This is a genomic window from Aciditerrimonas ferrireducens (assembly GCF_023130475.1).
GTDB lineage: Bacteria > Actinomycetota > Acidimicrobiia > Acidimicrobiales > UBA8190 > Aciditerrimonas > Aciditerrimonas ferrireducens.
On the sequence record NZ_JAKHEX010000007.1, the window covers coordinates 1 to 19,844 of the forward strand.

Sequence of the window (19,844 nt, forward strand, 5' to 3'; positions counted from 1 at the left end):
GGCCGAGGCCGTCGCCCAGCTGGCCCCGGCCGCCCGGGTGGTGGTGGGCATGTCGCTCGGGGGCCTCACCGCCCTGGCGCTGGCCGGCCAGCGCCCCGAGCTGGTCCGGGCCCTGGTGCTCGTGGACATCACCCCGGGGGTGACCCCGGAGAAGTCCCAGGCGGTGAGCGCCTTCGTGCGGGGCCCGAGCACCTTCCCGAGCTTCGAGGCCCTCCTCGAGCGGACCGTGGCCCACCACCCCCAGCGGTCGGTGGCCTCCTTGCGGCGGGGCATCCTCCACAACGCCGTCCAGCTCGAGGACGGCACCTGGCGCTGGCGCCACGCCCGGGGCGGGACCGGGGTGTTCGACGCAGAGGCCCGCATGGATCCCCGCCCCCTCTGGGACGTGCTGGGGTCCTCCAGCATGCCCCTGCTCCTGGTCCGGGGCCTGCGGGCGGACTCGGTGGTGGACGACGAGGACGAGGCGGAGCTGCGCAGGCGGCGACCCGACGCCCAGGTGGTCCACGTGCCGGGGGCGGGCCACTCGGTCCAAGGGGACGCCCCGGCCGAACTGGGCAGGATCCTCCGGAGCTTCCTCGACCAGCTGGCCTGAGGGTCGGACCGACGAGCGATCCGGCTCGCCTCGGGCGGTCAGCTGGGGCACGCTGTCCCCGACACTGGGGGGGACGCGAGGAGGGGGGCGAGATGATCGCTGCGGAGCTGGTCCACCGGGGAGCCCGCCGCTTCGGCGAGCGGACCGCGGTGCGCTTCGAGGGCCGGGAGCTGTCGTTCCGGGAGGTCGAGGCCAGCGCCTCGCGATTCGCCCACGTCCTCCAGGGGGTCGGCGCCAGCAAGGGCGACCGGGTCGCCTTGCTGGTCGGCAACGAGCTCTGGTCGATCCCCTTGGACTTCGCCTGCCTGACCGCCGGGTTGGTCCGGGTGCCCTTGAACCCTCGGCTGGCCGCCGAGGAGCAGGTCCGGATGCTCGAGGAGACCGAGCCCCGGCTGCTGGTCCACAGCCCCGAGCTGGTCGAGCGAGCCGAGGAACTCCTGGCGCGGACTCCGGGTCTGGTGGCCCTGGGCCTGGGGTGTCGCGGGGCCGGGGGCGGCCTCGACCTCCTGGCGGCGGCCGAGCAGGCCGCGTCCACCCGGCCGGCGGTGCACCTCGAGCCGAGCGACCCGATGCTGCTGCTCTTCACCTCCGGCACCACCGGGCGCCTGAAGGCCGTGGAGCACACCCAGGGCTCCTACGCCGCCATCTGCGCCAACATCCTCGCCAACCTGCTCTCCCCGGGCCCCGACTCGGTCATGCTGCACGCCGCCTCGCTGATCCACGCCAGCGGGACCTTCGTACTGCCCTACTGGATCCGGGGCGGGGCGGCTGCCGTGCTGCGGCACTTCGAGCCCGAGGCATACCTGGCGGCCATCGAGCGGGAGCGGGCCAGCGAGGTGAACCTGGTCCCGACCATGCTGGCCATGCTCCTCCAGGCCCTGCCGGACCATCCCGCCGACCTCTCGTCGTTGCGGCTGGTGGTCTACGGCGCGAGCCCCATGCCCCGCCCGGTCCTGCGCGAGGCCATGGACCGCTTGGGTCCGAAGTTCCGGCAGTACTACGGGCAGACCGAGGCTCCCTTGTGCATCAGCGTGCTCGACGAGCGGGACCACCAGGACCCGTCGCTGCTCGGCTCCTGCGGCCAGCCGGCGGTGGACGCCCAGGTGCGGCTGGCCGACGACCAGGGCCAACCGGTGGCCCCCGGGGAGATCGGGGAGGTGCAGGTCAAGGCGCCGTTCCAGATGGCCGGCTACCACCGGGCCCCGGAGCTGAACGCCGAGATGCACACCCCGGACGGCTGGCTGCGGACCCGGGACCTGGCTCGGGAGGACGAGCAGGGGTACTTGACCCTGGTCGACCGGGCCAGCGACATGATCGTGACCGGCGGCTACAACGTGTACCCCCGGGAGGTCGAGGACGTGCTCCTCGCCCACCCGGCGGTGGCCGAGTGCGCCGTGGTGGGTGCGCCGGACCCGACGTGGGTCGAGGCGGTGGTGGCGTTCGTGGTCCCCGCCCCGGGGCGCTCGGCCGACGAGGACGAGCTGCGATCCTGGGTCCGGGCCCAGCTGGCCGGCTACAAGGTTCCGAAGCGGATCGAGTTCGTCGACGGCATCCCGAAGTCCGCGGTCGGCAAGGTGCTGCGCCGCGCCCTCCGGGACCCCCTCTGGGCGGACCGCTGAGCGACGGCACCCCCCCGGGCGGGCAGCGGGTCGCCGACCCGCTGGGTCCTCACCCCTCGGGACGGTCCTGGAGCACCCAGCTGGCCCCCCCGTCGGTGGTCTTCTCGATCACCCCTTGGCTGGGCTGGAGGCTGCCGCCGGTGGCGGCCACGCCCACCACCCAGCCCTCCTGCCCGGACAGGAAGGCCAGACCGGTGGGGTCCCCGAGGCTGGGCACCCCCCGGGCCGGCTGGAGGACCGTGCCGTCGGTGCGGAGGACCTCCACCTTGGCCATCTCGGGAGCCGAGGCGGCCGGGGTCCAGCCGGCAGCGGCAAAGACCCCGTTACCGATGACCGAGACGACACCGGGATAGCTGCCCGGGCTGACCGGCGTGTCGAGGGGAGCCCCGTCGAACATGTCGGCCTGGAGCACCCCGAGGCTGGTTCCCCCACTGCCAGCAGCCAGAGCCCAGGGCTGGTTGCCGGCAGCCGCCCCTCCGGTGTTGACCACCGCCGCCAGCTCGGTTGGGGCCCCGCAGTCGAGGTCCACGAGGTCGGTGCCGGCCGGTGCCCGTCCGCTGGCTGCCCCCGGGTCGGCGACCAGGGTCCAGCTCGTGCCCCCGTCGGTGCTGCGGTAGAGGCCACCGCCCGCCCCCAGCCAGCCGAGGGTCGGGGAGACGAAGCAGACGCTCTGGGCGTTCGCTGGAGCGCCGCTCAGCACCGTCCAGTGCCGGCCGCCGTCGCTCGTCATGACCAGCTTGCCACCCTGCCGGGGCGGCACCGGGGCGAAGGCTTGCCCGAAGCCCTCGTCACCCGGCGGCGTCTCGCCCTGGCCCAGCAGCGGGGCGGTGCCTCCGGCCACCCCGAAGCCCAGGGTGGGGGAGACGAAGTGGACGGTCCGAAGGTGCCCGACGCTGGGCTCCCCGAGGGCCTGCCAGCAACGGCCCCCGTCGGTGGTCCCGAGCAGCTCGTCCTCGGCGACGGCCCAGCCGTCGGCGGCGGAGACGAAGTCCACCTGGCCGACGACCTGGCTGGTGCTCAGCTGGGTGCGCCAGAGGGTCCCGCCGTTCGTCGTGGCCAAGATGCCCGCCGCCCCGGCCGCCCATCCCGTGCTGGTCGAGACGAACTGCACGCTGGCCAGGGCCGGGGCGGTGAGGGACGAGGGGGTGGGCTCCGCGTCGCGCAGGCAGGCCGCGGTGGTCGAGCTCGGCGTGCTGCTCGAGCCGCGAGCGCTGCTGGTGCCCCCGGCCGCGCTGGTCCCGGCCGAGGACTGCCGGGGGGTCGAGCTGCTGGCGGTTCGGGCCGGGCCGCTGCTGCCGCAGGCCGCCAGCACCAACCCGACACCGGCTAGGACGCCGACCGCCCAGCCCCGGCCCGGCCGGCGCCGAGTCGGCGAGAGGCGGAAGCGGACACGAGAAGCGCTCACCTCCGCCACCGTAGTGAGCGGCGAGACCCACTGGGTGCCAGGGCTCCGGTCACAGCCAGGGTCGCGAGCAGCGAAGGCGCCGACCCTGACCGGGAGCCAACCACCACGGGCCGCTCGGCACGAGCGCCGCCGAAGGAGTTGTCCGGAGGGGACGGGGGCGTGGGAGACTGGGCCATGGCCAGGGGCCAGGGGGAGGGGCAGATCAGCACGGTGCCCACAGCCCTTCCCGAGCCCGTGGCCCTGCTCGTGGGGACCCTCGGCCCGGACCGGGTCCTGACCGACCCGGACCTGGTGGCGAGCTACCGCTTCGATCGTTCGAACGACCCCTCGGCCGGCTGGCCGCTGGCGGTGGTCCGGGCCACGAGCGCCGAGGACGTCCGCCGCACCTTGCAGTGGGCCAGCGCCCACCGGGTGCCGGTGGTGCCCCGGGGAGCGGGCACGAGCCTGGCGGGCGGCTCAGTGGCGGTGCAGGGCGGCGTGGTCCTGAGCCTGGAGCGCATGCGGGCCATCACGATCGACCGGCTCGCAGGGGTGGCTATCTGCCAGCCCGGGGCCCTGAACGTCGAGGTGAAGCGGGCCGCCGCGGCCGAGGGCCTGTGGTACCCGCCGGACCCCTCCAGCTTCGAGATCTGCTCCATCGGGGGCAACGTGGCGACGAACGCCGGGGGCACCTGCTGCGTGAAGTACGGGGTGACCACCGACTACGTCCTGGGCCTCGAGGTCGTCCTGGCCGACGGCCGTCTGCTGCGCCTGGGGGGCCGAACGGTGAAGGACGTGGCCGGCTACGACCTGAAGCGGCTCTTCGTGGGGTCCGAGGGCACCCTTGGGGTGGTGACCGAGGTCACCCTCCGCCTGCGTCCCCAGCCCCCGCCGGCGGTCACCATGGTGGCGAGCTTCGCCGACGTGGCCGACGCCGGTCGGGCGGTCAGCGCCCTGACCGCCACCCTGCGACCCTCGGCCCTCGAGCTCATGGACCAGGTCAGCGTGCGGGCGGTCGAGGCACAGCTGCGCATGGGCCTGGACACCACGGCCGGTGCCCTCTTGCTGGGCCGTTCCGATGCCGGCGGGGATCGGGGGCAGCGGGAGCTCGAGCAGATGGTGGCCTGCTGCCGGGCCGAAGGCGCCCTGGAGGTCTTCTGGACCGCTGACGAGGAGGAGGGGGAGCAGTTCATGGCCGCCCGCCGCCAGGCCATCCCGGCGGTCGAGCGCCTCGGCCGGGTCCTCATCGAGGACGTGGGAGTGCCGCTCCCGAAGGTCGCCGAACTGGTCAGCGGGGTGGCGGCGATCGGGGAGGCCCACGAGACCACGATCGCCACCATCGGCCACGCCGGCGACGGCAACTTCCATCCCCTCGTGGTCTTCGACCCCCTGGACCCCCAGGCGACCGAACGGGCCCAGCGAGCCTTCGGCGCGGTCATGGACCTGGCTCAGCAGCTGGGGGGCCTGGGCATCCAGCGCCAGCTGAAGCAGCTCTTCGACCCCCTCGGCATCCTGAACCCCGGCAAAGCCCTCTGAGCGGGGCCCCGTTCGCTCGGGTGCGGCGGGCGGCCCCCGGGCCCGGCCAGCACGACGGGGCCAGCGGGTCCCCGGCCGTTGTTCGAACCCCTTGTGACCTCCCCGACCTCTTCCAGGCGGCTGATGACGCGTGCTACCAGGCCAAACGAGACGGCGGTGGCGCAGTCGCGGTCGAGTCGACCGGCTCGGACAGTCGGGTCCGCACCGCGTCCATCGCCTCGGCCAGCGGGGCATCCCCGATGGTCCAGACCAGGACCCCGGTGCCCTGCTCCCAGGCGTCGGGCCCCTCGTCGGCGCCGGTCTCGGGCGGGATCGGCCGGGCCCCGGCGGGAGCCCGCAGGAACACCAGGCTGGCCTTCCTCACCGGTCGGTCCAGAGCCAAGGAGAACGCCAAGGCGTAGGCCGCCAGTTGGGGGGTGTAGCGGGCCACGGCGTCCCGCAGCGCCCCCTCGTCGGCCAGCCGGTCGGTCTTCAGGTCCACCAGGTGCAGCCCATCGGCGCCCTCGACCAGCAGATCGGCGATGCCCTCGAGGAGACGCTCCCCGACGGGGACTGCTACGTGGACCTCCCGCCGGGCCCGGCCCGCGCCCAGCAGCGAGGCCACCGCCGGGTCCTCCAAGGCCCTTGTGGCCAACCGGGCCACGAGGCCAGCCTGGGCAGCGACCCCCTCCTCCCGGGCCACGGCGCGGGCCAAGGCGTCGATCGGGGTGCCTCGAAGAGCCCCGAGGGCCACCGTCCGGTGCACGGCCCGGCCGAGGGCCGCACCCCCCCGGTGCGCGGCCCGGCGTGGCGGCCGGTCGCACTCCTCGTCCGTCGGCGTCGCAGCAGAGGCGGTGCCGCCGAGCTCCGCGGCCAGCTCGGTGGCGCTGACGATCCGCTTCGCCGCCCACGTCGCCCGATCCCGCAGCTGCCGCTCCTCGGCAGCGAGGGCCTTGGCGTCGCCGACCCCGGCGAGGGTCGCTGGCCCATCGGGCGGGAGCGGCACCGGACGCTCGTGCTCGGCGCCCGGCGGCGCCCCGGCGGCGGCCGGCCGGGTGCTGGGGGGAAGCGGCCTCGTGAGCTCGGGCCGCTCGGCCACCAAGGCGGCCACCCGCTGGGCGATGCTCGGATCCCCTTGCTCCTTGTCGGACCGGTGCAGGGAAAGGACCACGTGATCCCGAGCCCGGGTGCAGGCGACGTAGAAGAGCCGTGCCCGCTCGGCGGCCTGGGCCCTGGCCTCCTGCTCCTTCGCGGCGTCGTAGCCGGGGGTCGACGCCCTGCCGACTCGGAGCTCCAGACCCTCGGGCCCGGCCAGCACGACGGGGCCAGCGGGTCCCCGGCCGCTGTCCCCGAACCCCAGCACGGCCACGATCGGGAACTCCAGGCCCTTCGCCCCATGCACCGTCGTGACCTGGACCGCGTCGTGCCCCTCCTCGGGCAGCTCCAGGTCCGGCACTCGCACCTGTTCGTGTTCCCGCTCCCCGATCCAGGCCAGCAGGGCCCGGAGGTCCCCACCCTGCTCGGCCTGGTGCCGCTGGACCTCCATGCACAGGAACCGCAGCCGCCGCCATCGCTCCCGCCACTGTTCAGCCGCCAGGGCTCGGCCGACGATCCCGAAGGTGGCCAGCACCCGGTCCAGCACCTCGTCCGGGGCCATGGCCCAGCACTGCGCTGCCAGGTCGGCCAGGGTGCCCAGACCGGCCACCACCGGGTGGGTGGTCGGCAGACCCCTGGGGGTCGGTGCCCGGCAGTCGAAGACTCCCCCGGCCAGCCGGTACTCCGCCAGGGAGGTGTCCGAGCAGCGAAGCAGCTCGCTCCGCAGCGCCCCGACCGTGGCCACCGGGTCACCGGGGTCGGCCAGGCAGCGCAGCACCGCCAGCACGTCCCGCACGAGGCGGCTCTGGTAGAGCAGGCCGCCCGAGTCCAGCCGGTACGGCAGGCCAACCGCCTCCAGGGCGGCTTCCAGCTCGCTCAACCCCGTCCGGGTGCGCAGCAGGACACAGAGGTCGGACGCCCGTGCGGGCCGCTCCTCGTCGCCGACCGGCCAGGTCCCCACCGCCCCGGCCAGCACCTCGGCGACCTCCTGCGCCGCCAGCCGCCGCCGTTCCCTGGCCGAGGCCGCCACGGCGTCCCCCACCACCACGACCCCTGGAGCGAGGCTCCCCTCGTCTCGGACCGCGACCGCGTCGACCGGTCCCAGGCCGTCCAGCACCGTCCCGTCCGCTCCCCCGGTCGATCCGATCGCCGTCATGGCCTCCCGCACGAAGGTCACGATCGACGGCCTCGAGCGAAAGTTGGCCCGCAGGGTCAGCGGCGCTGTCCCGACCACCTGTGCCGTGGCGCCCATCACCGCCGGATCGGCCCGCCGGAACCGGTAGATCGACTGGGTCGGGTCCCCGACGACCACCAGGCGACCGGACCCCACCCTGGCCTCCTCCCAGGCGTCCTCGGCGAGGAGCGCCGGCTCGGCGGTCAGCCGGACCGCCAACTCGGCCTGGATGGGATCGGTGTCCTGGAGTTCGTCGACCACCACCAAGCCGATCCGGCTCCGGACCATCCCCAGGACCGCCGGGTGCTGCCGGAGGAGCCGCCTGGCCAGGACCACGAGATCGTGGAAGGTCAACGTGCCCTGCGAACGGCGCTCCTCGGCGGCCCGCACCACCGCCTGGCCCAGCCACCCCTGCCACGCCCGCAGGCACCAGACCTCCGCGGCGCGCAGCTGCTCGCTCCGGGCTCGCGACGCAGTCGCCAACGCGTCGCGGACTCCCGCCAGGCTCTCGCCCCAGTTCTCCTTCTTCCCCAGCTTCGTCCGGATCGTCGGCATCGCGCCGAGGGCCCGCAGGAACCGTTCCTCGTCGTCGCCGGCCTCCTCCAGCGGGGTGAGCGACTCGGCCAACGCCACCAGATGCTGGGCCAAGAGGTCGCTGCTGTCCCGACAGTCCTCCAGGAACCCCAAGGCTCGCCGGAGGGGGTCGACCACCGCCGTCGGCTCGACCCCTGGCCAGGGCCCGGGGTCGGGAACCGGCTGGTCCTCCAGGAGATCCCAGTTCCCGCTCAGCCACTCGAACACCTCGGAGAGCTGCCGGCTCCGGATGCCGCGCAGGACCCGGGCCCGGCGGAAGGCCTCGGTCGCCGTGTCGCTCGACGAGAGCGCGCCAAGCGTCCGCTCCCACTGGGCGACCAGCATGCGCCGAGCGGCCGGGCCGTCCAGGACCTCGAAGGTCGCCGGCAGGCCCACCGCCTGGGGCTGGGCTGCCAGCAGCTGGCGTGCGAACCCGTGGACAGTGGTCACCACGGCCTCGTCCAGGCTCTCCAGGGCGAGGGCAGCTCGCTTCGTCGCGTCCGCCGGCACGTCAGCGGGCAGGCCCGGCAGGCTCCGGGGATCCTGCCCGTCGGCCACCATCCGCAGCACCCGGCGAAGCCGCCGGCGCAGCTCGCCAGCCGCCGCCTCCGTGAAGGTCACCGCCACCAGTCGGTCCGGGGTGACCCGACCGCTGAGCAGGGCCCCGACGATCCGCCCGACGAGGGCCGTCGTCTTGCCTGACCCGGCCCCTGCGCTCACCACCACGCTCCGGTCGAGGGTGTCGGCGAGGAGCCGGCGGGCCGTCTCGTCGGGGATCGTGCCGCTCATCGGGTCTCGTCCTTCTCCAGGTCGCTCGGCTCGGTCTCCTCGAGCAGGGCCACCAGCCGCCGGAAGCCGGGGAGGGACTCGGCTTCCTCCCAGGCGTCACGCCGGTCCGGAGGACAGGCCGCCGCAACCGGGCACCGGGGACACTGCCCCTGCCCGTCGCCCCGATCCGCTCCGCGTCGCTGCGGGAAGGCCCCCGAGGCCAGGGCTTCGGCCAACGCCCCGAGGACCTCCGTCGCCTCTTCCCGGGCCTCCTCGTCCCAGGCCAGGGGCAGACGCCGACCCGGGTCGTCACCGACCACGAACTGGTACGCCCCCCCGGCCACCGCTTCGCCGGTGGTCACCTCCGTCGCCGTGAGGTAAGCGCACAGCTGCACCCCGCCCGCCTTCGCCAGGGCGCCCGGACTGAGTTTCTTGAACCGGTCCGCCTGGCCTGTCTTGTAGTCCTCCACCCAGAGGCGTCCATCGGCCAGCCGGTCGATCCGGTCAGCTCGTCCGCGAAGGACCAGCTGATGGCCACCGGGCAACGGGACCGCCACCCCCCCCGGACCCCCGAGCGCCTGCTCGACGGCCACCACCCGGACCTGTGCTCGGGCGCGCCGACGGGCATCGGCCCGCACCGCCTCGACCAGCTGGTCGGCCAGGTCGCACAGGTCGAGCTCCCACAGCAGGCCCCCTGCGCCGAGCCAGCCGGCCGCCACCGAGGCTTCCCGATCGACGACGGCCCGGACGCGCTCCTCGAGCCCCGACCTCCTGCAACACCCGGTGGGCCAACCAGCCCCGTCCTCGACCGTCGAGACCCTCGGGGCCCACCGGCGCAGCCATCGCTTCGAGGCCCAGGACCCGCTCGAGGAAGAACCGCTGCGGGCACGCACAGAAGTCCGCCAGGGCAGAGGGCGCCAAGGGCCGATGCGGCCATCCCTCGGGCAAGGCGTCGGCCGGGATCACCTCCAGCGCGGCCCGCCGACCGTGCTCGCTCCCGGGGGGAGCCAGGGGGTGCGTGGCCAGCGATCGGCCGGCCAGCCGCCAGCGAACCAGGCTTCGCTGCCGGGCATCGTTCGGGTCCAGCGCCGGGCCCGGTTCGGCGACGAGCACGGGGTGGCTGGGCACCTCGACCGCCTCGCCCGGGTCGGGCACGCCCGGGGGCTGCTCCCACCACGCCGACGGCTCCGCCGCGCCGCCAGAGGGGTCGGACCGACTGGTCGTCAAGAGGACGTCGGGGCAGCTGCGAACCACCCACGCCAGCGCCCGCCGCTGGGCGTCTCGCCGCCGCTGGGCTCGCTCCCCGAGGGAGCCCAGTATCTCCCTTGGGGCGACAGCCAGCAGCCCGTCGGGCTGCACCGGCCCGGGCACCACCCCGTCGGTGAGGCCCACCACCGCCACGGCCTCCAGGGGCAGCCCGACGGCCGCCGTCAGCGGGGCCACCAGCAGGCCCCGGCCGGCCCGGGTGGTGCTCGGAGCCGGGGCCGCCAACGCCTCGGCCAACGCCGTCCGCACCACCGCTGGCGCAGGACCCGGCTCGATCCGGTCCAGCCCGCCGAGCTCGTCGAGCACGGCGAGCACCGACTCGCGGGCCTCGCGCTCCTCCGCTGGCCAGGTCTCGACGGCCCCCCCGTCTCCCAGGAGGCCCTGGAGGAGCTCGCGACACCAGCGGCTCCAGGCCCGCCAGCTCCCCTGGGGCTCCTCAGCCACCCAGGCCGCCAGCCAGTCGACGAACGCCCGTACGTCTCGGACGACCTGGATCGCCGCCGCCCGGTCCCCGACCACCTCCCCGAGGGTCCGGGCGGCCGTCTCGGGTCCCCAGGGGCTGGGCCCCCCGTCCGCGTCCTCGCTTCGCCCCAGCTCCCCCTCGCCCGACGCCCACGCGCCGTGCCGCTGGCCCCCGAGCACGCCGCCCAGGGCCTCGAGGCGCGCCTGCCAGGTCCCCGGGTTGCCCCGGCACCCGGCTGCCACCACCGCCGTCGACCACGCTGCCACCGGCACGGCGCCGCCGCGCACCGGGTCCCGGATCGGGCCGCTGCCGAGCATGCCGAGCACGTCCTCGGGCTTCCAGCCGGTCCTGTCCAGGGCCACGGCGCCCAGCAGCAGCCGCCCCGCCACCCGATCGGCCAGTCGACCCCCCCCAGGTCGGTGATGGGGAACCCCGGCCGCCGCCACGGCCCGTTCGGCTGCCCGAGCCACCAGGCCCTGGCCGGGGTGCAAGAGGGCCAGGCGCTCCAGGGGGACCCCCCGCTCCCAGGCGGAGGCCAGGAACCGCAGGGCCGCCTGGATCTCGCTGTCCACGGCCGGCAGCCGCAGTCGACGCAGCCCCTGGCCCGACCCCGGCGCTCCAGGGGCCCGACGACCCGCCGAAGCCTGCGAGGCCTGCCCGGAAGGCCTCGGCCCCCGGCCGGCACGGGGGTTCCCCCCGGCGGCCAGCTGCGCCGCCGCGTCCCGCGTCGCCCGATCCGCCGGCCCGTCCCCCGTGATGCCCACCAGCACCCGCACCGGCACGACGTCCGCCACGGCCCGCAGCACGTCCGCCCGGGCCAGGGCACCTCGGCTCGGCTCCATCACCAGCACCGGGCCGAGGGCCTCGGCCACGACCGCTGGGGCAGCCCGCACTGCAGCGGCCAGAGCCCGGTCAGGCTGCCCCTTGGGCCCCGGCCCCAGCACCTCGTCGAGCCGGGCCAGGGCAGCCAGCACACAGCGCACCGCCGCACCGAGGCCCTTCGACCCCGCGGCCCGCTCGGCAAGGGCCCTCCGTTCGTCGGCCGGGAGCGCCTGGACCTCGCCAGCCAGCGCCGTCAGGCCTCGCAGGGTGCCTGGCCGGGGGACCGGGCCCTCGCCGAGCTCCGCCGCCGTCTGCGGATCCCCCGCCAGCACGGCCCGCAGCGCACTCGCCACCTGGAGCGGACTCGCCGCCGGGGCCGGCTCGACCCCCAGCTGTAGCGCCAGGGTCGCCAAGGCGTCCTCGACCGTGGTGCACTGCAGCCCGACCACGCCCCGTCCGCCTCGGGCCGTCTCTCCGAGCCAGCGACGCACGACGATCGCACCCATGGCGCTCGGGGCCAGCACCGTGACCGGCTGGAGAGGATCGAGGGCCTGGGCTTCGGCCCGGTGCGCCTCGATCGCCTGCCAGAAGGTCGGCCCGACCGGCACCTCCCGAAGCTCCACGGCCATGCCCGGCATGGTAGGGGCACGGTGCGCGCCGACCCCCGGCCACCCCGCAAGCCGGCCCCGCACCGGGGCGCGACGCCTGCGTCCAGGGCTCGGACCGAGGGGCCCGGGCCGAGGGGACTCAGGCCACGGGATCCAGGGCCTCGACCACCGGCGCCAGGGCCTCCAGATGCCGAGGGTCGCTGGCGGGCACGATGAGAGTCAGGTCGGTGGCGCCAGCCTCGACGAAGGCCGCCAGCTGCTCGGCCAGCGCCTCGGGAGGACCGAACAGGCTCGAGCGCTCGAAGCGCTCGAAAGGCAGCCGGTAGAAGGCCTGCAACCGGGCGGCCAGGGCCTGCCGGGCGGCCGCCGGCTCCCCGACCGCTGCCCAGGCCACCAGGCCGCTGCTCACCACCCGGCCCTCGGCGCTGGCCAGCTCCTCGAGCCGGGCCCGGCGGGCGGCGAACTGGGGTGGGCTGAGGAAGATCCCGTCCCAGCGCTCCCCGAAGCGGGCGGCTCGTCGCAGGGCCGCTTCCGAGCGACCGCCCACCACGATCGGCGGCCCTGGGCGCTGCTTCGGGAGCAGTGGCAGCAGGACCCCGGCGAGGGGGAACTCCGGACCGGGGGCGTCCACCAGGCCGCCGGCCCACAGGGCACGGAGGATCGCCAGGGCCTCGTCGGCTCGCCGGCCCCGCCGCCGGGGATCGACCCCGAGGGCGTGGTAGTCGGCCGGCCACTCGCCGCCGACCCCCACGCCGAGCTCGACCCGGCCGGCCGAGAGCTGGTCCACGGACGCCACCGCCTGGGCGACCTGCAGGGGGTGCCGAAGCGGGAGGAGGAGCACGGCCGTGGCCAGCCGGACCCGCGTCGTCGCCTCGGCCATGGCAGCCAGGCAGACCAGCGGCTCGGGGGTCGGCACGTGGAAGAGCAGGTGGTCGCTGACCGCCACCCGGTCGAAGCCCAGGGCCTCGGCCCGCCGGGCCAGGCCCGGCAGGCACGTCAGGTCCATGCCGAGGGGGTCCAGGGGGTCGGGGACCAGCGATACCCCGACCCGGACCCCCCGGCCCGGGCGGCCCGCAGCGCTCTCGCTCACCCCTCGAGCCGCTCCAGCACCGTGGCGTTCGCCATGCCGTGCCCGATGCACATGGTGGTGAGGGCCACCCGACCGCCGCTGTCCTCCAGGGCGTGGAGGGCGCTCACCAGCAGCCGGGCACCGGTCGCGCCGAGGGGATGGCCCAGGGCGATGGCCCCCCCACGCGGGTTGATCCGCTCCGCCGGCTGGTCGAAGGCCCGGAGCCAGGCCAGGGCCACCGAGGCGAAGGCCTCGTTCACCTCCACATGGTCCACTGCCGCCAGGGAAAGCCCGGCTCGGTCCAACGCCTTGCGGCTCGCATCGATCACCCCGGCCAGCTGCAACACCGGGTCCGACCCCACGGTCACCGAGGCCAGCACCCGGGCCCGCGGACGCAGGCCCCGCTCCTCGGCGAACCGGCGCGAGGCGAGGACCAGGCCCGCTGCCCCGTCGCTCATCTGACTGCTGTTCCCGGCCGTCACCCAGCCGTCCTGCTGGAACGCCGGAGGCAGTGCGGCGATGGCGGCGAGCGAGGTCCCGGGGCGGGGCCCCTCGTCGGCCTCGAGCTTGGCCACCACGCCGTCCTCCCCCGTCAAGGAGACGGGCAAAAGCTCGCGGTCGAAGGCCCCGGCTCGCTGCGCCGCCACGGCACGCCGGTGGCTCGCGAGGGCGAACTCGTCCATCTCGACCCGGGAGATCCCGAAACGCTCGGCGACGAGCTGGGCCGAGAGCCCCTGCATGATGAGCCGGTAGGGCATCCTCGGGCTGAAGCTGACCCCGTCGGAGGTCATGGGGACCCGGCTCATGCTCTCCACGCCGGCCGCGATGACCACGTCGGCGTCCCCGCAGCGGATCGCCTGCGCCGCGTACCGGACCGCCTGGTCGCTCGAGGCGCACATGCGGTTGACCGTCACCGCCGGCACCTCGACCGGGAAGCCCGCGAGGAGGACGGCCTGACGCCCGATGTTCCAGCCCTGCTCGCCCACCGGGGTGGCGCACCCCATGATCACGTCGTCGACCCACCCCGGTTCGATGCCGGTTCGTTGGCAGAGGCCCTGCAGCAAGAACGCCGCGAGGTCGTCGGGTCGCACCTGGGCCAGCGCGCCGCCCCGCTTGCCGATCGGGGTCCGTAGCGCGCCGACGATCACCGCCTCGTTGTCGTCGCGCATCGCCGCAAAAGCCTAGCGACGGCCTGCTAGCGTCCGGCCGTGGACCGCCCCGGCCCGGCCGGCCTCGCCCAGCGGGTGCCCGACCGGGCCAGGCGCGCCGGCCACGTGCTCCTCGCCACGATCCGGGCCGCTGCCCAGGACCGCATCACCCAGAACGCCGCCAGCCTGGCCTTCCATCTCTTCCTGGCGGTCTTCCCCGCAGCTTTGGCTGCCATCGGCGCGGCCCGGCTGGTCGGCTTGCCCCCGGGGGCGCTCCAACGAGCCGTCCACGACGCCCAGGTCCTCCTGCCGGCCCAGGTCGCCCAGGTCGTCGATCAGGCCCTGACCGCCCCGAGCGCCAAGAGCACCGACGGCATCGAGCTGGCCGCCGGGGTGCTCGTGGCCCTCTGGAGCGCCGTGGAGGCCATGGCTTCATTGCAGGTCGGCCTCGACGTGGCCTGCGAGGTGCGCCGCGACCGGGGTTTCGTCGGCCGTCGTCTCTGGGCCCTCCCCCTGCTCGGCGCGACCGTGGTCCTCGGTGGGGCAGCCACCGGCCTGCTGGTCCTCGGCGACCCCATCCGCCGCCTCCTGCCTGCCTCCGTGCCCCTGGCGCGTCCGGCCGCCGCCGGTCTCTTCGACCTGCTCCGCTTCGCCGGGGCCCTGGCCTGCCTGCTCCTGCTGTTCTCCACCTTCTACGCTCTCGGCCCCCACCGGGAGCGTCTGCGTTGGCGCTGGGTCACCCCGGGATCCGCCCTCGCCGCGACCTTCTGGCTCGCCGCGTCGGCTGGCTTTGCCTTCTACCTCGACCACTTCGGGCACGAGAGCCGCACCTACGGGGCCTTCGCCGGGGTCGCCATCCTGGCCCTCTGGCTCTTCCTCACCGCCACGGCGGTCCTCTTCGGGGCCGAGCTCGACACCGTCCTCGAACGCTCGGCCCCCGACCGGCGTCCCTCGCCGGCCCTCGGCCAGCCGGCTCGGACCCCGCGCTAACCCCCGAGGGCCTGGGCAACCCTGGAGCGAAGCGGTCGGCCCAGCTGACCGCGTAGCCAGTGGTTGGTGGCCACGAGGGCCCCGAGGTCCACCCCGGTGCGGATGCCCAGGCCCTCGAGCATCCACACCAGCTCCTCGGTCGCCAGGTTGCCGGCCGCGCCCTCGGCGAAGGGACAGCCACCCAGGCCGCCGATGGCGCTGTCCACCGTCCGCACCCCGGCCAGCAGCCCGGCCAGCACGTTCGCCAGGGCCTGCCCGTAGGTGTCGTGGCAGTGCAGGGCCAGGCGCTCCACCACCACCCCAGCCTCCCCGAGGGCCTCGACCAGGCCTCGGACCTGGCCCGGGGTGGCCACCCCAATGGTGTCCCCCAGGCTGACCTCTCGGCACCCCACCGCCAGCAGCGCCTGGACGGTCTCTACCACCGCGGCCCGGTCCACCGACCCCTCCCAGGGGTCGCCGAAGCACATCGACACGTACCCCCGCACGGCCACCCCGGCCCGGCGGGCCCCCTCAGCCACCTCGCTGGCTCGGGCCAGGGCCGTGGCCCGGTCGCAGCCGAGGTTCCGCTGCGAGAAGGTTTCGGTGGCGCTCAAGAAGACCGCCACCTCCCGGGCCCCGGCACGCAGGGCCCGCTCGAGGCCCCGGGGGTTGGGGACCAGCACCGGCAGCCGAACCCCCGCCTCGTCGGCCAGCTCGGTCAGCACCGCTTCGGCATCGGCCAGCTGCGGGACCCGGTCCGGGCGGACGAAGCTCGTGACCTCCACGGCCGCCAGCCCAGCGGCGATCAACCGCCGGGCGAGGGCCACCTTCAGCGGGGTCGGGACCACCCCCGGCTCGTCCTGCAAGCCGTCTCGCAGCCCGACCTCGTACACCGTCACCGCCTCGGGCAGCCCCGGCAGCGGCTCGGCGAAACGGCTGGGATCCCTGGGCAGTCGGGTGGTCCCGCCAGGGTCAGCGCCGGGCATCCTCGGGCGCCTCCACTCGCTCCTCGGCCGTCGGGCGCTGGTCAGCAACCTGGCGGGCGAAGTCACCGAGCGCGCCGGCCACCGCGCCGGGGTGCTGGGCGTGGACGTCGTGGTCGGCGGGCTCGAACCAGCGGACCAGCACCCCCGGGTGCGCCGCCACGACCTGGGCCACCGTCGCCCGCTTGTCCGCCGACCAGGCCGATCCTTGACCGTCGTCGGCCATCAGGAGCAAAAGCGGCACCGTGAGCACCCGGATCCGCTCGAGCGGACGGTGGGCCCAGAGCCCTGCCAGGATCGCCATGTGCCGATCTCGCGGCAACCGGGGAGCCACGGTGCCGTCGTCCCGCACCTCCAGGTTGTCCAGGGCGGCCTGCAGCGCCCCTTCGGGCCACCCCGGGTGGAAACGCCGCAGGGCTGCCTCCACCTCCTCGAGCCGCCGACCAGCCAGCGGCGGCGGGGCCAGGGCGGCGAAGCAGGCGTCGGCGTCGGGAAAGCGGGCCTGCAGGTCGATCACCCCACCGTCCACCCCCACCACCCCCCGGAGCAGTTCGGGGTGCTGGACGGCCAGTTCGACCACGACGTTGCCGCCCCAGGACTGGCCGGCCACGACCGGACGGTCGAAGTGGTCGGGGTCGGTCCTGGCCAGGGACGCGAGGACCTCGGCGAGGTCCCCGGCCACCTGGTCGGTGCCGTAGCCGGTTGCGGGCTTCGCCGACCGACCGTGCCCCCGGAGGTCCACGGCGACCACCGGGTGCCCGGCAGCCACGAGGCAGGCCGCCACGGCGTCCCAGAGCCGGGCATTCGAGGCCAACCCGTGGACCAGGAGAACGCTGGGTTCGACCGGCGTCGCCGGCACGGGCCACCGATGCAGGGCCAGCTGCGTGCCGTCGGTGAGCCGGTACGGTTCGACCAGGACCGCCGGTCGCAGCCGGCTCGCTTCCGCCCAGGCCCCCTCGTCGGTCCAGCCTGCGTCGACCCCCACGGCTGCACCCTACCGGGACCCGCCCCGCGGCCTCGAGCAGCCGGACCCGAGCCGACCCTCCCGCCTGGTCAGGCGGTGCTGGCCAGTTGGGCTTCCAAGCGGGTCACGGCCGACTCCACCTGGGCCACGACCCGCCCCAGATCGGCCGCCGCAACCGTCCGCTCGTAGGCGCCGACCGACCGGGCGACAGCCAGACGACCAAAGGCTCGCTGGGCCAGCACGGCGTCGGCCACCAACGCCCGGCGATCGGCGGCGGCACCGGCGGGGACCGCGAGGAGGCTGACCCGGTGGGCGAACGCCGCGAAGGCAGCCACCGCCGTCCGGTCCGCCGCCGTCACGCAGGGCAGCGGCTGGCTCGCCCCTCGGCAGGCCACCGTCTCGGTCTCGTAGGTGCCCACCGCCCGGTCCAGCTCGGCGTAGGCCTGGGCCAGCTGGCTGCCGGCCCGGCTGGCAGCCGCCTCCTGGCCAGCCGCTGCCGCCTGCTGGGCGGCAGCGACCCCGCCGCCGACCCCCAGCAGCGCGAAGACGGCGGCCACCACCACCAGCCGGGACGCCACCCCGTCCTGCCAGGCCGGGCGCGGAGGAGCGGGCACCACCCCGAGCAGCTCCGCCGGCACCCCGTCGGGAGCCCAGCGCCGGAAACGCGCCCAGGCCTCCCTCTGGCGTTCCAGCGGCCAGAGCTCCGCCCTCCGCTTGGTGCCCGGCCGGGGCCAGCAGCCACAGACGAGGCGGGTGGCGTCGTAGCCCCAGACGACCCGCACGCCGGCGTAGACCACCGCGTCGGGCCAAGGCTCGGCGAAGCCGAAGCGCCGCGTCGCCTCGCCGGGCCGGTCCCCGAGCACGCCCCTCGGCCATGCCACCGGGGCCACGGCTGCGACCGCCGCCGCCCGGACCTGGATCCGCAAGGCGCAGGCCAAGGCGACGTGGAGTGGGCCCGGGAGCCGGCCTCGAAGGCCCAACCAGAGCCAGCCCAGCACGGCGAACGGCCACGAACCGAGCCAGAGCAACGCGCCGAGGACCAGCGCCACCAGCCCACCCGGGAACCGCAGGACCGCCCGACGATCCGCCCGCTGCTCCGCCAGGCCCAGGGCCACGTTGGTGCCCTCAGCCCGAACGGTCGGCCAGGGCGTCAACCCGAAGGCGTAGGCGCCGGCCCCGGCCCAGCAGGCCAACGCGGCCCGCCGGAGCCAGCCGGCCGACACGCTGCCCCGGCCCCGCAGCAGCGCCCAAGGCCCGTCGACCAGCACCAGCACCAGCGCGACCCCGAGGCCGAGCGCCCCGAGGGCCAGCACCGGCCAGGTCAGCACCGCGCGAACCAGGGCCGCCGACCGGGGCTGCTCGTAGGGGCCGGCGGCGACCAGGGCCAGCGGCTGTCGAACCCCTCCCTGCTGCGCCTCCCGGCCTGCGTCCGCCACTCTCCCTCCTGGCACTGGCCCTCCTGGCCGCTGGCCCTCCTGGCCGCTGGCCCTCCTGGCCGCTGGCCCTCCTGGCCGCTGGCTGCCGTACCAGGGGCGGGATCCTATTCTCGCCCCGTGGACCCCCGGACCCCGGCCCCGCCGGCTTCCTCCCCTTCCCGGGCCTACCTCGACCACGCGTCGACCGCGCCCCTTCGCCCCGAGGCAATCGCGGCGCTTCGCGACCTGCTCGACCTGGCGGGCCAGCTCGGGGACCCAGGGCGCCTCCACGTCGAGGGCCGAACGGCCCGGGACCTCCTCGAACAGGCCCGGAGCCAGGTCGCGGCCTGGCTAGGGGTCGGCAGCCGGCAGGTCGTCTTCACCTCCTCGGCCACCGAGGCCATCCACAGCGCCGTCCACGGGGCGATCACCCGGGCCCCAGGCCGACCGATCCTCCTGGCACCGGTCGAGCACAGCGCGGTGCAGCGAGCCAGCGCCCGGGCGGCCCCCACCGTGGCCCTGCCGGTCGACCGCCGTGGGCGGGTCGCGCCGGAGGCGGTGGCCGAGGCCCTGGGGCGAGCCGGAGCCGACGGCGGGCAGCCGGCTGCTGCCCTGGTCCACTGCCAGCTGGTCAACCACGAGCTCGGCACCCTCCAGCCGGTGGCCGAGATCGCCCAGGTCTGTCGGCGCGCCGGCGTCCTGCTCCACGTCGACGCGGCGGCCGCTGCTGGGCACCTGCCGGTCGCCTTCGAAGAGCTCGGGGCGGACCTGCTCTCGGTGAGCGGTCACAAGCTCGGCGGTCCGCCGGGGATCGGCTGCCTGGTCCTCCGCCGGGGCCTCCGGCTCCCCCCGCTGTTGCTCGGCGGCGACCAGGAGCGGGCCCGGCGGGCCGGCCTGGAGAACCTCCTCGGTGCGGTCGGCCTCGGCGCGGCCGTCGCTGCCCTCGGTGACCGGCGGGCTCAGCAGGACGAGGCCACTCGGCAGCGGACCCTCGTCGCCACCCTCCAGGCGGCTGCCCTGGCCGTGCCCGGCGTCCAGGTGCTCGGCGAGCCCGACCCCGACCAGCGGGCCCCCCACCTCCTCTGCCTGGGGCTCGAAGGGGTCGAGGCCGAACCGGTCCTCTTGGCCCTGGACCAGGCCGGGGTGGCCTGCCACTCCGGCTCCTCGTGCGCGTCCGAGGCCCTGGCACCCTCCCCGGTCCTCGCGGCGATCGGCGTCGACGCCGACCGTTCCCTGCGACTCTCGGTCGGCTGGTCCACCACCCAGGACGAGGTGGCGGCCTTCACCCGGGCGTTCGGCCCCGCCCTCGCCCGCCTCCGAGCGCTCCGCGCCGCGCTGGCCGACCCCGACGGCCCGGGGCCTGGGCGCTGAACCGAGCGACCCTCGAGGGCACGAGGCCCCCTCCTGCGGGGTCCCC

The 19,844-nt window shown here is 75.6% G+C and carries 13 protein-coding genes and 1 pseudogene; 5 read left to right on the forward strand and 9 right to left on the reverse strand.

Translation table 11 applies throughout. The annotated features are described in order from the left end of the window. Together Acit_RS05870 and Acit_RS05875 are read left to right on the forward strand one after the other, a co-directional pair. On the forward strand, positions 1–592 hold a 592-nt coding region (locus tag Acit_RS05870), incomplete at its 5' end, for an alpha/beta fold hydrolase (protein ID WP_248106867.1). A gap of 92 nt (positions 593–684) precedes the next feature. Beyond that, positions 685–2,211 (forward strand): class I adenylate-forming enzyme family protein, encoded by a 1,527-nt coding sequence (locus tag Acit_RS05875; protein WP_248106868.1) that lies wholly within the window; start codon positions 685–687, stop codon positions 2,209–2,211. A 49-nt stretch (positions 2,212–2,260) separates the two neighbouring features. Here the strand turns inward: Acit_RS05875 and Acit_RS05880 are convergent, their stop codons facing one another. After that, the gene (locus Acit_RS05880) at positions 2,261–3,616 is read right to left on the reverse strand and encodes a WD40/YVTN/BNR-like repeat-containing protein (protein WP_248106869.1); all 1,356 of its coding nucleotides are present in this window, start codon (positions 3,614–3,616) and stop codon (positions 2,261–2,263) included. A gap of 174 nt (positions 3,617–3,790) precedes the next feature. Here Acit_RS05880 and Acit_RS05885 point away from each other — a divergent pair, with 174 nt between their 5' ends. Further along, complete coding sequence (locus tag Acit_RS05885; RefSeq protein WP_248106871.1) at positions 3,791–5,131, forward strand: FAD-binding oxidoreductase; 1,341 nt, start codon at positions 3,791–3,793, stop codon at positions 5,129–5,131. A 133-nt stretch (positions 5,132–5,264) separates the two neighbouring features. Here the strand turns inward: Acit_RS05885 and Acit_RS05890 are convergent, their stop codons facing one another. The 5 genes and pseudogenes from Acit_RS05890 to Acit_RS05905 form a co-directional block, all read right to left on the reverse strand. Then, a complete protein-coding gene (locus Acit_RS05890; protein ID WP_248106879.1) occupies positions 5,265–8,741 on the reverse strand; it encodes a UvrD-helicase domain-containing protein in 3,477 nt (1,158 codons plus the stop codon). Beyond that, on the reverse strand, positions 8,738–9,439 hold the full coding sequence (locus Acit_RS12935) for a RecB family exonuclease (protein WP_312709883.1): 702 nt from the start codon (positions 9,437–9,439) through the stop codon (positions 8,738–8,740). Before Acit_RS12935 ends, Acit_RS05890 begins: the two co-directional genes overlap by 4 nt. 43 nt (positions 9,440–9,482) lie before the next feature. After that, a pseudogene (locus Acit_RS13545) lies at positions 9,483–11,909 on the reverse strand (PD-(D/E)XK nuclease family protein); the annotation flags it as partial. A 109-nt stretch (positions 11,910–12,018) separates the two neighbouring features. Then, positions 12,019–12,969: an LLM class flavin-dependent oxidoreductase gene (locus tag Acit_RS05900; protein WP_248106881.1), complete on the reverse strand. Its 951-nt coding sequence runs from the start codon at positions 12,967–12,969 to the stop codon at positions 12,019–12,021. Further along, positions 12,966–14,117, reverse strand: a complete 1,152-nt coding sequence (locus Acit_RS05905; RefSeq protein WP_248106883.1) for a thiolase family protein — start codon at positions 14,115–14,117, stop codon at positions 12,966–12,968. The genes Acit_RS05900 and Acit_RS05905 overlap by 4 nt, the downstream gene beginning before the upstream one ends. Positions 14,118–14,156: 39 nt before the next feature. On the opposite strand from Acit_RS05905, the gene Acit_RS05910 reads away from it, so the two are divergent. Then, complete coding sequence (locus Acit_RS05910) at positions 14,157–15,086, forward strand: YihY/virulence factor BrkB family protein (protein ID WP_248106885.1); 930 nt, start codon at positions 14,157–14,159, stop codon at positions 15,084–15,086. Here Acit_RS05910 and Acit_RS05915 read toward each other — a convergent pair. The 3 genes from Acit_RS05915 to Acit_RS13550 all read right to left on the reverse strand — a co-directional run bounded on the left by Acit_RS05915 (position 15,083) and on the right by Acit_RS13550 (position 18,448). Beyond that, on the reverse strand, positions 15,083–16,051 hold the full coding sequence (locus Acit_RS05915) for a hydroxymethylglutaryl-CoA lyase (protein WP_248106887.1): 969 nt from the start codon (positions 16,049–16,051) through the stop codon (positions 15,083–15,085). The genes Acit_RS05910 and Acit_RS05915 overlap by 4 nt on opposite strands. Then, positions 16,038–17,033 carry an alpha/beta fold hydrolase gene (locus tag Acit_RS05920; protein WP_248106888.1) on the reverse strand — a complete coding sequence of 332 codons (996 nt, stop codon included), beginning with the start codon at positions 17,031–17,033 and terminating at the stop codon, positions 16,038–16,040. Before Acit_RS05920 ends, Acit_RS05915 begins: the two co-directional genes overlap by 14 nt. Before the next feature lie 68 nt (positions 17,034–17,101). Further along, positions 17,102–18,448, reverse strand: coding sequence for a hypothetical protein (locus Acit_RS13550; protein ID WP_248106890.1), 1,347 nt, complete (start codon positions 18,446–18,448; stop codon positions 17,102–17,104). A 117-nt stretch (positions 18,449–18,565) separates the two neighbouring features. Between Acit_RS13550 and Acit_RS13555 the strand changes: the two genes are divergently transcribed. Beyond that, the gene (locus Acit_RS13555) at positions 18,566–19,798 is read left to right on the forward strand and encodes a cysteine desulfurase family protein (protein ID WP_248106892.1); all 1,233 of its coding nucleotides are present in this window, start codon (positions 18,566–18,568) and stop codon (positions 19,796–19,798) included. Positions 19,799–19,844: the final 46 nt, after the last annotated feature.

What these genes read in the sequence shown, in the direction of transcription:
- Acit_RS05875 (WP_248106868.1), top strand. Translation starts at nt 685, where the DNA reads ATGATCGCTGCGGAGCTGGTCCACCGGGGAGCCCGCCGCTTCGGCGAG.
- Acit_RS05885 (WP_248106871.1), top strand. Translation starts at nt 3,791, where the DNA reads ATGGCCAGGGGCCAGGGGGAGGGGCAGATCAGCACGGTGCCCACAGCC.
- Acit_RS05890 (WP_248106879.1), bottom strand. Translation starts at nt 8,741, where the DNA reads ATGAGCGGCACGATCCCCGACGAGACGGCCCGCCGGCTCCTCGCCGAC.
- Acit_RS05905 (WP_248106883.1), bottom strand. Translation starts at nt 14,117, where the DNA reads ATGCGCGACGACAACGAGGCGGTGATCGTCGGCGCGCTACGGACCCCG.
- Acit_RS05915 (WP_248106887.1), bottom strand. Translation starts at nt 16,051, where the DNA reads ATGCCCGGCGCTGACCCTGGCGGGACCACCCGACTGCCCAGGGATCCC.